Here is a 13,336-nt window from a genome sequence, read left to right as displayed (position 1 = left end):
ATGGCGGTGTCGAATCCGCTGGACCTGACGGAGGCGCTCGACACGGAGGGCCGCCGACTGCTGTACGATCTGGTGTCGACGCCGTCCGTCTCCGGCGAGGAGGCCGACGCCGCGGCGGTGCTCGTGGAGTTCCTCGAGGACCACGGCCGCGAGACGTACACCGACGAGGTCGGGAACGTTCGCGCGCCCGGCGACGACTCGCTCCTCTTGACCTCCCACGTCGACACCGTCCCGGGCGACATCCCGGTCGAGATCGCCGACGGCGACGAGGAGTTGGGCGCCGACGGCCCCGTGCTGTGGGGCCGCGGCAGCGTCGACGCCACGGGGTCGCTGGCGGCGATGGCCGTCGCGGCCGTCGAAGCCGGCGTCTCGTTCGTCGGCGTGACCGGCGAGGAGACCGACTCCCGCGGCGCCCGTCACCTCGTCGAAAGCCGCGACGCGCCCGAGGCCGTCATCAACGGCGAGCCGTCCGGCTGGGACGCCGTGACGCTCGGCTACCGCGGACTCATCTCGGGCACGTACGTCGCGACCAGCGAGTCGGGACACACCTCCCGCCCGGATTCCAACGCGGTCCAGCACGCGATGCACTGGTGGCAGCGCGTCGAGGGCGCGTTCGACTACTACGACTACGGGGCCGTCTTCGAGCAGGTGACGACCAAGCCCGTCGCGGTCGAGGGCGGCCTCTCCGAGGACGGCCTCTCGATGGAGGCGACGATGGACGTGCAGTTCCGCGTGCCGCCGTCGCTCGACCCGGAGGACGTCCGCGAGCGCGCCGACGCCGAACTCGACGTCGGGACGGTCCACTGGAACGAGCCGATCCCCCCCGTGATGGGCGACCCCCGAGACCCCGTGGCGACGGCGCTCCGCGGCGGGATCCGTCGCGCGGGCGGCGACCCACGCCTGCTCCGCAAGACCGGCACCGCCGACGTGAACGTCTTCGCCGGCGCGTGGGACGTGCCGATGGCGACGTACGGCCCCGGCGACTCCTCGCTGGACCACGCGCCCGACGAACGCCTCCCGCTGGAGGAGTTCGACCGCGCGATCGAGGTGCTGACGGACGCCTCACAACGACTGCGAGGTCGAACGGACGACTGACCCACGGCGGACCCGGCGGCTCCGACCGTCGCCCGCCCCCGTTCTCACGTACCCTCACACGACACCACTCGCCACACACGACACTACTCCACGACCCACGATCACGATGAGCACCCACACGACATCGACAGCGATCGACGAACCCGACGAGTTCCCGAGCGACTTCCTCGACATCGACGACCTGACGACCGACCAACTCGCGGGCGTCCTCGCTCGCGCCTCCGACCTGAAGGCGGGCAAGGACCTCACGCAGCTCCCGCGGACGACGCTGGCGATGCTGTTCGAGAAGCCCTCGACCAGGACGCGCGCGAGCTTCGAGACGGGGATGACCCAACTCGGCGGCCACGCGATGTTCCTCGGGCCCGACGCGATCCAACTGGGTCACGGCGAGCCCCTGAAGGACACCGCCCGCGCGCTCGGCGGCTACGCCGACGCCATCATGGTGCGGACGTTCGCTCACGAGAACGCCGAGATACTCGCGGAGTACGCGGAGGTCCCGGTGATCAACGGGCTCACCGACGACGCCCACCCCTGCCAGACGCTGGCGGACCTGCTCACGATCCGCGAGTCGGTCGGCGACCTCTCGGAAGTGCAGGCGGCGTGGGTCGGCGACGGCAACAACGTCGGGCGCTCGTTCGCCGTCGGCGCCGCGCTCGCGGGCCTGGATCTCACGGTCGCCACGCCCGACGGCTACGGCCTCGGTGACGACGTGTACGAGCGGTGTGCGGAACTGGGAACCGAGCCGACTGTCGCCGATACCGCCGAGGAGGCGGTCGCCGACGCGGACGTGGTGTACACCGACGTGTGGGTGAGTATGGGCGAGGAGGACCGCCGCGAGGTGAAACTCCCCGATTTCGAGGGGTACCAGGTGAACGATGCGCTCCTCGACGGCACCGACGCGGCGTTCATGCACTGTCTGCCCGCCCACCGCGGCGAGGAGGTGACCGACGCGGTGCTGGAGTCGGAGCGCTCGCTCGTGTGGGAGCAGGCGGAAAACCGGATGCACGCACAGAAGGGGCTGCTGGTGGAACTGTTGGAGTAGTCATCCGCACGCCGTTCCCGTTCTCCCGATCCGCTACGGCTCCGGCGGCGACCCGTCGTACGCCGCGTGGTCGGTAAAGAAGTTCAGCATCGCGAACTTCAGCTTCTCGGAACCGATGTCGATCAGCTCCTCGCGCTCCTCCGGCGGGAAGGCGTCGCGAACGGAGTACTTCCCCATGTCGGCGGACGTGTAGCGCTTGTCCAGCAGCGCGCGCACGCCGAAGTCGTCCGGCGAGCGGATGACCCGCCCGAGCGCCTGTCGCGTCTTGCGGACCGTCGGGATCTCGACGGCGTACTCCCAGCCGGCGTCGCGCGAGCGCTCGGCGAACGCGCGGTCGTAGGCGTCCTGCACCGCCTCCATCCGCTCGGAGAGGTGCGGGTACGGCACGCCGACGACCGCGACCGTCCGGGCGTCGTCGCCGTCGAAGCTCACGCCCTCCGCGAGGGTGCCCCACAGCGACGTGAACAGGGTCGAGCTATCGCCGTCGACGAGCCGCCGACGCAGTTGCTCGGTATCGGGCTCGGAGCCGTCGAGCAGGAGCGTGCCGAGGTTCGGGTCGCCCGAGAGGAGCTCGTGGTAGCGCTCGGCCTCGGCGTACGACGGGAAGAAGAGCAGGCTGTTGCCGGGCGTGAACCGTACGACATCCGACAGGGTCGCCGCGATCGTCTCCTGGGTGGCGGGGTCGTCGCGCTCGGAGGCGAACAGCGCGGGCGTCGCCACCGAGAAGGTCCGGCGGTTCTCCTCGGGGTACGCCAGCCCGTACGCGAGCGTCGCCGGGTTCGAGAGGCCGAGCACGTCCTCGGTCACGTCGAACGGTCGGAGGGTCGCGGACATGAGGACGCTCGCGTACACCTCGTCGAACAGCTCCGCGGTCACCTCCCGCGGGATGCAGGTGTACAGCTCCGCGCGGCCGTACACCTCGTCGGTGCCCGCGTCGCGGCGCACCGAGACGACCGGATGCTGGCCCAACTCGCCGCCGCCGTCCATCCACGCCGACACGAACGCGGCGGCCTGGAGGGTCTGACACTCGCGTCGGGTGGTGGTCTCGCCCTCGCGGTACGCCTCCTCGTACTCCTCGTCCAGGCGCTTGCCGAGCTGGAGCGCGAGGTCGCACTCAGCCCGGATCCCGCTCCCCTCGTAGCGCTCCAGGAACGCGAGCGTGAGGTCGTCGCGGCGGTCGTCGTTCGCGATGCTCACGTCCTCCCAGCTCTCGCCGACCCCCTCGCGCGCGCCGAAGCCGAGGGTGTCCTCGTAGGTGTCGCGCAGCGCCTCGATGAACGCTCGGAGAACGTTCTCGGCGGGCTCGGCGCGGGAGTCGTCGCTCTCCTCCAACTCGGTGAGTGCCGACTCCAACGTGTTCTCGGTGAGCGCCTTCGAGGCGTGATCGCGGGCGGCGTCCTCGACGTTGTGCGCCTCGTCGAAGACGGTGATCACGTCCTGCGGGTCGCGGTCGAGCCAGCGGAAGAACTGCTCTCTGATCTGGGGATCGAGCAGGTGGTGGTAGTTGCAGACGACCAGCTCGACCTCCTCCATCCCCTCCTTCAGCAGCTCGTAGCCACAGAAGCCGCGGCTGCCGGCGTACTCGTACACCTCGTCGGGGGTTCGAACGTCGTCGAACAGCCACGAGAAGAACTCGCCCGTGTCGCCGGTGAGGTTCTGGAGGTAGTAGTCGCAGGTGTTCGCGGCCTCGTCGTCGATCTCGTCGTCGAGTCGCTCCAACTCCTCTTGGACGGCCTGTCTGGCCTCGGCGGCGCTTCCGGCACTGCCGCTCTCGTCGGTGCCCTCCGCGCCCTCGCGCATCTCGTCGGTGAGGTCGTCCAGCCGCTGCTCCAACTGCTCTCTGTCGGACCGGTCCTCGACGAGCGAGCGCGTGGTGTCTCGGAGCGTCTGGCACTCTTGGTAGTCCACGTCGATGTGACACATCGACGACTTTCCCTTGAACACCGTCGCGCGGATAGGCTCCGTCTCGTTGATCGCGCGGGCGTCCTCGACGAACTGTCGCATCTGTTGGTGGACGTTCGTCGTGATGACGACGGTGCGGTCGTGATCGCGGGCGTGCTGCAGCGCGGGCACCAGCGCCGAGAGCGTCTTTCCGGTCCCGGGCGCGCCCTCGAACAGCACGTCCTGCCCGCGCTCCAGCGAGTTGGAGATCCGGTCCATCGCCTCCTCCTGGTTCGGATACGGCTCGTCGTACGGGAAGAAGCGCAGGTAGCCGTCCGTCGTCGACACACCCGGTCTTTCGCCTCATCGGCTTTGAACCTACGGGTGCCGCGGTGCGGACGAACCGACGCCCGCTCGCGACGTGGGTGTCGCCGCCGCGTCGACCGCCGCCGCTGACTTTTTCGCCGCTCGTGCCCACCCCTCGGACATGAGCGACACCGCCGAGGACGACTCCGGCTTCGACAAGGAGGCCGAACGCGAGAAGCTTCGCGAGAAGTTCGCCCGCGACGAGCGAAAGCGCGAGTCCACCCGCCGGATGAGCGAACTCCTGCTCAAGGGCGCGACGATGACGAACTCCCACTGCGACGCCTGCGGGTCGCCCATCTTCCGACAGAACGGACAGGAGTTCTGTCCGGAGTGTGCCGGCGGCGACGGCGGCTCCGGCGAGGGTGCCGCCGCGTCGCGTGAGGGGGAGCCCTCGGCGCCGGACGATTCCGATGCCGAAGTCGGTGCCACAACCGTCGGGGCCGACGCAACCGACGCCGCAACCGCCGGGACCGATCGGTCGACGCCGACCGCTCCGACGGACGAGTCGGCCCCCGCCGATGCGACCGCGGACACGACCGTCGCCGACACATCTGCTGCTCGGGATGACCCGAGCGCGGAGCCACGCTCGACCGCGGACACGACGCGGCAGACGGAAGCGACGGGATCGACAGGGAAGGCAGGGTCAGCGGAGGCGACCCGAGCGGTCGACCGAGCGGCTGCCACGACGTCTGCCGCCACCGGCACCGGGGACGACGCGGTCGCCGCCGCCGGCGACGCGCTGGCGACGGCACTCCGGCAGCACGCCGAGGCCGCTCGCGACGCGACTGACCCACGGACGGCGACCACGCATCTCGAAGCCGCCCGCGAGGCGGCCGAGGCGCTGGCGGCGCTGCGTCGCTGACGGCGACCGAACTCCGGGACGGCTCAGTTCATTTGGGATAGTCGCTGCCGACGACCTCGCGGATGCGCTCGGCGGTCACCTGCCCGACGCCGGACACCTCCAGCAGGTCCTCCTCGCGGGCGCACATCACCGCCTCGACGGTGTCGAAGTGCTCCAGCAGCGCCCGCGAGGTGACCGGGCCGATGTCGGCGATCGACGAGACGACGTACTCCTGTTGCTCGGCGAGCGTCTTCGCGCCCTTCTCGCCGTGTGCGGACACCTCGCGGTCGTTCTCTTCCTGCTCGCGTCGGGCGATCACCTCCAGCAGGTCGGCGGTGTCGGCCTCGTCCTCGGTCCGGAGGACGCTCGCGTCGAAGTCGATCGCCAGCGACGACAACGCGCCACGGACCGCGTTCGGGTGGACGTTGCGCTCGCCGTACAGGTCCTCGCCCTCGATGATCACGACGGGCCGGGCGTACGCCCGCGCAGTGTCGCGGATCTGCTCGAACATCGAGCGGTCGCCGCCGACGAGCGTGTCGAGGAAGTCCGCGACCGACTTGCGCTCGACGGCGACGCGGTCGGAGAGCACGTAGTCGCCGACCGCCAGCGTCTCCAGCCGGGTGGTGATCCCCTCGCGGGTGGAGAGGTCGCGCGCGATGGTCGACTCGAGCTCGCGCTGGTCGATGACGATCTCGGTGCCGTCGGCGTCGGTGCCTGCGGCGGCGACGACGCCGTCGTCGGCGTCGGATTCGTCCTCGTCCTCGCCTGGGTCGTCCGCCGTCGCCTCGTCGTCGCGCTCGGTCGTGTCGCCGTCGGCGTCAGCCTCCGACGAGTCGTCGTCGGGCTCGAAGTCGGTCAACCCGGGCTGGCCGTTCGTGGCGGCGGCCGCGGACGTCGAGTCGGTCGCGGAGTCGGGATCGCCGTCTTCGTCGCCGTCGGCGCCGCCTCCGCCGCCGGCGCTTCGATCGGCCTCGCCCGTCTCGCGGGTCGTTTCACTCCCCGCTCGTCCTTTCGAGGCCTCGCTTCGCTCGGCCTCGCCGTCGAACTCCTCGAGCCCGGACTGTCCGTCGTCGAGTTCGTCGCTCAACTCGTCGGCGACGCCCTTCAGCTTCCGAAGCTCGTCCTCCATCTCCTGCTCGCGCCGCCGCGAGATCCAGAAGAAGGCTTCGTCGCGCGTGTCGTTGGCGAGGAGGACGACCACCTCGCCCTCCGCCTGCCGGCCGGTCCGGCCCTTCCGCTGGATGGAGCGGATCGCGGTCGGCACCGGCTCGAAGAAGAGAACCAGATCGACCTCCGGCACGTCCAGCCCCTCCTCGGCGACGCTGGTGGAGACGAGCACCTCGAACTCGCCGGCGCGGAAGGCGTCGAGCGTCTCCTGTTGTTGCTTCTGGGTCATCCCGTCGGAGCCCTCCTTGTCGCCCTGCCCGACGAATCGTCGGGTGTCGAAGGAGGCCGAGAGGAACTCCGTCAGCGCCTCGGCGGTGTCCCTGGACTCCGTGAACACGATGACGCGCTCGCCGCCGCCGATGCCGAGCGTCTGCGCGAGCAGCACCCGCGTGCGCCGGAACTTCGGGTGGAGGTCGTCGAAGCTCTCTGCCTTGCGCATCGCCTCTCTGACCTTGGGCTCGGAGACCATCCGCTGGCTCGCCTTCGAGGCGCCCGACGAGCGCGCGGCGTTGCGCTGGCGCTCGAAGTAGCGGCGCAGCGCCTCGACGCTCTGTGTCTCGACGAGTTCGACCGCCCGCCGGAGCTTCATGACCTCCGCGTGCACCGACATCCCGGTGTAGGCGTCGGAGTCGCCGCCGTCCATCATGCGCTGGAGCTCCCCGCGCATCCTGTTGAGGTCCTTCTGGGAGACGTCCGGCTGGGTGGTGTTCGTGACGCCCAACTCCTTCAGGCTCTCCAGCCTGTCGGTGATCACCTCGTTGAGCGCGTCGCGGATCTCGACGATCGGCTCCGGGAGGTCGATGCGCTCCCACTGCACGTCGGTGTCGTGGGTGTACTCGCCCACGTCGGCGTCGTCCTCGGTCATCACCTCGACCTGGTCGATGCCGAGGTTCTCACACACCGCCGTGATCTCCTCGCGGTCGCCGCCGGGCGAGGCGGACATCCCGGTGACGAGCGGCTTCTCGGCGTCGGCGTGGTAGCGCTCGGCGATGTAGACGTACGCGTAGTCGCCGCTCGCGCGGTGGCACTCGTCGAACGTCAGGTGGGTCACGTCCGAAAGCGAGATGCGGTTGCCGACGAGGTCGTTCTCGACGACCTGCGGCGTGGCGATGACGACGCTCGCGCCCTCCCACAGCTCGGCGCGGTCGTCGGGCCGGACCTCCCCGGTGAACACGACGATCTCTTCGTCGGCGATGTCCAGCGCCTCGCGGTAGAAGTCGGCGTGCTGTTGCACCAGCGGCTTCGTCGGCGCCAGGAACAGCGCCTTGCCCCCGGTCTCGTACAGCCGGTGGGCGGTGACGAGCAGCGAAACGGTCGTCTTTCCGAGGCCGGTCGGGAGGCACACGAGCGTGTGGCCCTCGCGGGCAGTCGCCGCCAGCTCCGTCTGGTAGCGGCGGTCCTCGATGAACCCCTCGACGAGCAGGGGATGATCGACGTACTCGGTCTTCGCGGCGGCCTCGGCCATCGCTCACACTTGCGCCTCACGCGAGGTAAACCTTCGCGAACCGCGGCGGAAGTGAAACCAACCGTGTCCCGACTCAACCGGACAGTTCAGCGCTCCCCACGCGGCCGGAACTCGAGTCGACGCTCGTCGCACGCCGTCTCGGGCACGGATTCCTCGAGGAGCGCGGCCCACTCCGTGATGTGACAGCGCTCGGATACAGGCATCGGTCGACTCAACACGGGAGTCCCTGATAATTGTTTCTCGCGTTCTCACTCGCTCGGGCGTGGACGGTCGCTTCTTAGGGGGACGGTCGGGGGACCCCCTCGCGGCTCACCAGACGCCCTGCCGCGCGTCCATCCACGTGACGACGGCGACGTGCGGCAGCGTCAACACCGCGATGGCGACGAGATACACCGCGAGCAGGCCCTCCGGCCCGGCCGAGGGGCGGGGTGCGAGCGCCCACACGCCGGCGACGACGAGGAGGCCGCCGACGGTCGCGGGCGCGGCGTCGCGCGCGAACCGACGGAGCGTCCCGGACAGATCGCCCTCCGCGAGCGCCGCGCGCGCGTCCGGGTCGAGCAGTTCCAGCCGGGCGACGTGGCGAAGCGCGTGCCAGAAACAGAAGTACAGCCCGATGCCGAGGATCGGCGGCACGAGCAGGAAGTACGCCCACAGGCCCACGGTTTCGCCGGCGTCGACGAGCCACGGTCGCCGGGCGGCGTCGTCGCGGCGCACCCGTCGCGCGCCCGCCGCGAGCGCGAGCAGCGTGACGATCCCGAACGCGGCGGCGACGCCGGCGCGAGCGGTCGGGGTGAACGCCGCGTCGAGGGCGGCCGCGTCGCCGGCGAACAGCCCGACCAGCGCGGCCGCGACCCGACGGTACGCCTCCGGATGGCCGACCAGCGGGACGAGCATCGGCAGGCCGCCGCGGACGACGAGCGACAGCGCGCGTTCGGCTCGGGTCGGGAGATGTTCGGCGTCCGCGAGCGCGAGGAGCGCGTACACGTCGCCCTGCCCCCAGTGAACCCACGTGATCGCGATGAACGCGACGAACGCCGAGGCGGGGGCGAGCAGCCACCAGAGTCCGTAGCCGACGCCGAGCACCGCGTAGACCGCGACGACGGCACCCACGGACCGCCCGAGGTCGATCCCCGCGAGACGCGCGGGAACGAGGTGGTCGACGGCGCCGTGCGGGAACCCGAACAGCAGCACGGACGCGAGAAACGGCGCGTAGCGGACCGTGGGCGGAAGCGACGGCGCGAGCAGCCCGAACGGGACCGCGAGCGCCAGCGCGATCCACGGCGCGCGGACGCCCCAGCGGTGTAGAGCGCCGCCGAGGGCCGTTCCCGACCGAGAGCGATCCGACACCCCCATCAGTCGGCTATCGGGGTCGGATCGTGGTCAGTTGTGGTGTCGTCGGCGCCGTCGTCGGCACCGAGGGCGGCTCCGGGAGCTGGACCGTTGCCGTCGTCGAGGGTCCGAAGGCGATCGCGTTTCGTGCTTCCCGCGGACTGCGGGCGGAAGCGTAACAGCGCCCACTCGAACAGCACGAGCCCGTTGACGACGAGCGCGCTGGCGACGAGGAAGAACACGGCCTCCTCGATCGGGAGCCCGATGAGGTGGACACCCGTCGAGGTCTCGGCGGCGACGGTCCACACGCCGTCGGCGATCGCGAGGCGGTCGACGACCCACAGGTACAGCGTCGGGACGCCGACGGCGACGGCGACCGGGCGGAGACGGCGAAGGAGGAACGCGCCGCCGACGCCCCACTGGAGCGCCAGCACCGGGCACGCCCACGCGAAGATCGCGCCCAGATAGAGGAACCGCGTCGGGCCCGCGAGCACGAGCCAGCCGCCGACGCCGGCGAGACCGAGCAACGCGAGCGCGCCGAGCGCTCGTGGCACGCGCGCCGTATCGCCTTCGACGGGCGTCGGGTCGAACCCGACGCGGTAGAGCCACAGGCCGACCAGCGTGGTCTGAAGCGCGAAAAAGAGGTACTCGCCGACCGGTGCCGCCCAGACCCGTGCGAGGACGCGACCCTCCCCGTACGCCCACGCCCCGCGCTCGATGAGGATGTTGTCCCACGGCGTCGTGTACGCGAACGCGACGGTCCCCATGAGCAGCAGGCCGATACGCGCGGTCCGACGACGTTCGACCGGCAGCGTCGGCCGCCGCCACAGCAACAGCGCGAGCACCGGAAGCAGGAACACGGCGTGCACGCCGAGGTAGGTAAGCGTCACCGGTGTCCACCCGCGCTGGCGTCCTTCCGGCGCTCCCGAATCATATCCGATGGACGGATCGAAGCATCATAAGGTCGGGCCCGCGCGAATCACTCGTGAGAGCGCGCACTCGGGTGAGCGCACCGGCCTCCCCTCATGCGTTGCCCCGGGGTCGAGGGTTCGCGGCCGCGGTCCCGTCAGATCACCTGTTCGCCGTCGTCGTCGTACAGCCGGATCGCGTCGACGGGGCAGGTTCGGGCGGCGAACTTCGCGTCCAGCTCCTCGCCGTCGGGAACCTCCAGCGAGAACACGTCCTCGTCGGTCTCCTCGGCGTCGACGAGCGTCGCCTTCCCGGCGTTCATGTCCTTCTCGAAGGCGTCCCACTCGGCCACACACTGGAACATCCCGACACACGTATCGCGGTCGTACTCGATTCGCATACCCCGTCCTCGTCGTCGGCGCCCGTAACGTCTTCGTCCCGGCCGCGCGTTCGCGGCGTGTCGGCTGCACGCCCCGGGCTCGTTCCCGACGGGCAAGCGTTTTGCGCGCCCCGGCGGAGGACCCGGACATGAAGAACACCGCGGGGACGGAGGCGGCGAAGCGGGCGGCCGGCGAGGCGGCCGCCGCCGAGGTGGACGAGGGCGACGTGGTCGGCCTCGGCACCGGCTCGACGGCGGCGCACGCGATCCGCGACCTCGGGAACCGGGTGGCCGAGGGGCTCGACATCGAGGGCGTCGCCACGTCCTACCAGTCGCGTGCGCTCGCCAAGGAAGTCGACATTCCGCTGCTGTCGCTGTCGGACGTGGCCCGCGTCGACCTCGCGATCGACGGCGCCGATCAGGCCGCTCTCGGTACCAACGCGCTCGTGAAGGGTGGGGGCGCCGCCCACGCCCGCGAGAAGGTGGTCGCGTCGGCCGCCGACCGCTTTCTCGTCGTCGCCGACGACTCGAAGCTCGCCGAGCCGCTCGAACATCCGGTCCCCGTCGAGGTACTGCCGGACGCGCTCGCCCGCGTCGAGCGGGCGGTCCGTGACGCCGGCGGCGACCCGGAACCCCGGGCCGCCGAACGCAAGGACGGCCCCGTGATCACCGACAACGGAAACCTCGTGCTCGACTGTGACTTCGGCGCCGTCGAGGAGCCGGCGTCGCTGGCGCGGACGCTGTCGGAGACCCCGGGCGTCGTCGAACACGGCCTGTTCGTCGGGATGGCCGACGCAGTGTTCGTCGGCGACGACGAGGGCGGCGCGACCCGGCGGTCGCCGTGACTCGGCGGTCGCCGTGATCTACACGTGGCCCTGACGGTCGGACCGCCCCCGGCGAGCCGCCGATCGCGACGGCGCCGCGGCTACGCGGTCGCTGAAAGAAGTGGAGGAATACTATCCGAGTTTACAGGTCGCGCGGCTGGACCGTCTTCCGGTCGTTCTCTTCGGCGCGGCGGGCGGCGTCCTCGAGCAGCTCCTCGACTTCCCCGTCGAGTGCGTCGTAGAAATCGGACGCGACGTTCTTCTCCTCGAGGTACTCCTTGACGGCTGCCTTGACGATGAGGTCTGCCATGCAACCGGGTTTTCCCGACGCCTCCTTATAAGGTTTCCCAAGTTAACCCGCGAAGCGGGGCCCCTCGCGGCCGTTCACGGGGGTTTCCGACTCCCAGTTTATATACTATCTCCGGTCGGAGGGTTCGAGTCGTTCCGTCGCGCAGGTGCGGGCATGCGCGAAACGCTTGAGGCGGTCGCCGCCGGCGACCTCACGCCCGCACAGGCGGAGGCGGCGCTGCGCGGCTACGCGACCACGGAGGCCGGGCGCTTCGACGCCGCCCGCGAGCATCGCCGCGGGATCCCCGAGGGAATACTCGCGGAGGGGAAGACGCCCGCCGAGGTGGCGTCGATGGCCGACGCCGCCGTCGACTCGACGGGGCGCGCGCTCGTCACGCGCGCGGACGACGACACGGCCGAGCAGGTGCGCGCCTACATGGACCGGGAGCATCCCGACGCGACGGTCGAACGCGACGCCCGCGCGCGAACCGTCGTGATCCACGCGGCGGACTACGAGCAGTCCGGCGTCGACGCCGACGTGGTCGTCGTCTCCGGCGGCACCGCCGACGCGCACGCGGCGCGGGAGGCGGCCGTCGTCGCCGGCGAGGCCGGCCCTCGCATCGAGACGATCGAGGACGTGGGCGTCGCGAACCTCACGCGCGTCCTCGACGAGATCGAGACGCTCCGGTCGGCCGACGTGCTCGTCGTCGCCGCCGGGCGGGAGGCGACGCTCCCGACGCTCGTCGCGGGACTGGTCGGTGCGCCCGTGATCGGGTTGCCCACGTCGACGGGGTACGGCGTCGGCGGCGACGGCGTCGCGGCACTGTTGGGACTGCTCCAGTCGTGTACCGTGCTGTCGGTGGTGAACGTCGACGCCGGCTTCGTCGCCGGGACACAGGCCGGACTGATCGCGCTCGGCGTCGACGGATCCCCCGACGATCCGGATCGCTGACCGGCCGATTCGGCGCCGCTACCCGCCGCTACCCGCGGTGTTCGCCGTGAAAGGGTATATGTGTCATGCTCCCCTACGACTGGTACCGGCAGCGGCGGATGCCGGACGACCACATGCCACGCTGCGACCACTGCGGGTCGCACGTATCCGACCGCTTCGCCCGCGTGTTCGGCGACGAACGCGGGAACCTGAACGCGTGCCCGTCCTGCTCCGCGAACGCGGGCATCGCCGAAGCGGCACGAGAGCGGACCCGCGCAGACGACTGAACCGCGCCGCGACCACCTCGCCGCGCCGCGACGGCCACCACCCATCCGTCTCCCGTTCCCCCGCTGGACCCGGGACTGACGGCTCCGTGCAGCACCGCGTCAGTTTTTCACCCGCGTCTCGAACCTCGCGCCGTGAGCGATCGCGATCCGACCGTCGACGGCGCCGGCGTCGGCGACGGTCCCGAGCGCATCGAGGGGCCCGACCGCATCCACGGCGTCGCCGTCCCGCCGGCCGACCACTACGTGTACGTCCTCGAGTGTGCCGACGGGTCGCTGTACACCGGCTACACGACCGACGTGGTCCGCCGCGTCGCCGAGCACGACGCCGGGGACGGCGCGAAGTACACCCGCGGGCGAACGCCCGTCGAGTTGGTCCATGTCGAGGCGTTCGACTCGAAGTCGGGGGCGATGAGCCGGGAGTACGCGGTGAAACAGCTCTCGCGCCGGGCGAAAGAGTCGCTGGTCGAGTAACCCCGGCAGTCGGCGGGGGACTCGGCCGACTTCCCGACTCGCCGGCCGCTCTGTCGAGCCG

The 13,336-nt window shown here is 70.8% G+C and carries 13 protein-coding genes; 7 read left to right on the top strand and 6 right to left on the bottom strand.

Going from position 1 to position 13,336, the window contains the following annotated elements:
* The gene (locus K6T25_RS06280) at positions 1–1,095 is read left to right on the top strand and encodes a [LysW]-lysine hydrolase (RefSeq protein ID WP_222917358.1); all 1,095 of its coding nucleotides are present in this window, start codon (positions 1–3) and stop codon (positions 1,093–1,095) included.
* Between the two features lie 106 nt (positions 1,096–1,201).
* A complete protein-coding gene (gene argF / locus K6T25_RS06275; RefSeq protein WP_222917357.1) occupies positions 1,202–2,137 on the top strand; it encodes an ornithine carbamoyltransferase in 936 nt (311 codons plus the stop codon).
* 33 nt (positions 2,138–2,170) lie between these two features.
* On the opposite strand, the gene K6T25_RS06270 is transcribed toward argF, so the two are convergent.
* A complete protein-coding gene (locus tag K6T25_RS06270) occupies positions 2,171–4,366 on the bottom strand; it encodes an ATP-dependent DNA helicase (RefSeq protein ID WP_222917356.1) in 2,196 nt (731 codons plus the stop codon).
* A 139-nt stretch (positions 4,367–4,505) separates the two neighbouring features.
* Here K6T25_RS06270 and K6T25_RS06265 point away from each other — a divergent pair, with 139 nt between their 5' ends.
* The gene (locus tag K6T25_RS06265) at positions 4,506–5,246 is read left to right on the top strand and encodes an Sjogren's syndrome/scleroderma autoantigen 1 family protein (RefSeq protein ID WP_222917355.1); all 741 of its coding nucleotides are present in this window, start codon (positions 4,506–4,508) and stop codon (positions 5,244–5,246) included.
* 28 nt (positions 5,247–5,274) lie between these two features.
* Here the strand turns inward: K6T25_RS06265 and K6T25_RS06260 are convergent, their stop codons facing one another.
* The 4 genes from K6T25_RS06260 to K6T25_RS06245 form a co-directional block, all read right to left on the bottom strand.
* On the bottom strand, positions 5,275–7,857 hold the full coding sequence (locus K6T25_RS06260; RefSeq protein WP_222917354.1) for a DEAD/DEAH box helicase: 2,583 nt from the start codon (positions 7,855–7,857) through the stop codon (positions 5,275–5,277).
* Between the two features lie 309 nt (positions 7,858–8,166).
* Complete coding sequence (locus tag K6T25_RS06255; RefSeq protein WP_222917353.1) at positions 8,167–9,210, bottom strand: Brp/Blh family beta-carotene 15,15'-dioxygenase; 1,044 nt, start codon at positions 9,208–9,210, stop codon at positions 8,167–8,169.
* On the bottom strand, positions 9,210–10,076 hold the full coding sequence (locus K6T25_RS06250) for a lycopene cyclase domain-containing protein (protein WP_222917351.1): 867 nt from the start codon (positions 10,074–10,076) through the stop codon (positions 9,210–9,212). Before K6T25_RS06250 ends, K6T25_RS06255 begins: the two co-directional genes overlap by 1 nt.
* A gap of 176 nt (positions 10,077–10,252) precedes the next feature.
* Positions 10,253–10,495, bottom strand: a complete 243-nt coding sequence (locus tag K6T25_RS06245) for a ferredoxin (protein ID WP_222917349.1) — start codon at positions 10,493–10,495, stop codon at positions 10,253–10,255.
* Between the two features lie 128 nt (positions 10,496–10,623).
* On the opposite strand from K6T25_RS06245, the gene rpiA reads away from it, so the two are divergent.
* Positions 10,624–11,319, top strand: a complete 696-nt coding sequence (rpiA, locus tag K6T25_RS06240) for a ribose-5-phosphate isomerase RpiA (RefSeq protein WP_222917347.1) — start codon at positions 10,624–10,626, stop codon at positions 11,317–11,319.
* A 121-nt stretch (positions 11,320–11,440) separates the two neighbouring features.
* On the opposite strand, the gene K6T25_RS06235 is transcribed toward rpiA, so the two are convergent.
* Entirely contained in the window at positions 11,441–11,608 is a 168-nt protein-coding gene (locus K6T25_RS06235; protein WP_073308856.1) for a DUF1931 domain-containing protein, read from the bottom strand.
* A 153-nt stretch (positions 11,609–11,761) separates the two neighbouring features.
* Between K6T25_RS06235 and larB the strand changes: the two genes are divergently transcribed.
* The 3 genes from larB (at position 11,762) to K6T25_RS06220 (ending at position 13,275) form a co-directional block, all read left to right on the top strand.
* Complete coding sequence (gene larB / locus K6T25_RS06230) at positions 11,762–12,538, top strand: nickel pincer cofactor biosynthesis protein LarB (protein WP_222917345.1); 777 nt, start codon at positions 11,762–11,764, stop codon at positions 12,536–12,538.
* 113 nt (positions 12,539–12,651) lie between these two features.
* Positions 12,652–12,804, top strand: a complete 153-nt coding sequence (locus tag K6T25_RS06225) for a DUF7563 family protein (RefSeq protein WP_201289568.1) — start codon at positions 12,652–12,654, stop codon at positions 12,802–12,804.
* Positions 12,805–13,011: 207 nt separating this feature from the next.
* Positions 13,012–13,275, top strand: coding sequence for a GIY-YIG nuclease family protein (locus K6T25_RS06220; protein ID WP_222917891.1), 264 nt, complete (start codon positions 13,012–13,014; stop codon positions 13,273–13,275).
* The last annotated feature ends 61 nt before the right edge of the window (positions 13,276–13,336 follow it).

It is taken from the genome of Halobaculum rubrum (assembly GCF_019880225.1).
Classification (GTDB): Archaea; Halobacteriota; Halobacteria; order Halobacteriales; family Haloferacaceae; genus Halobaculum; species Halobaculum rubrum.
Note: the sequence above shows the minus strand (reverse complement) of the source record. Positions and strands in the feature narration are given on the sequence as shown.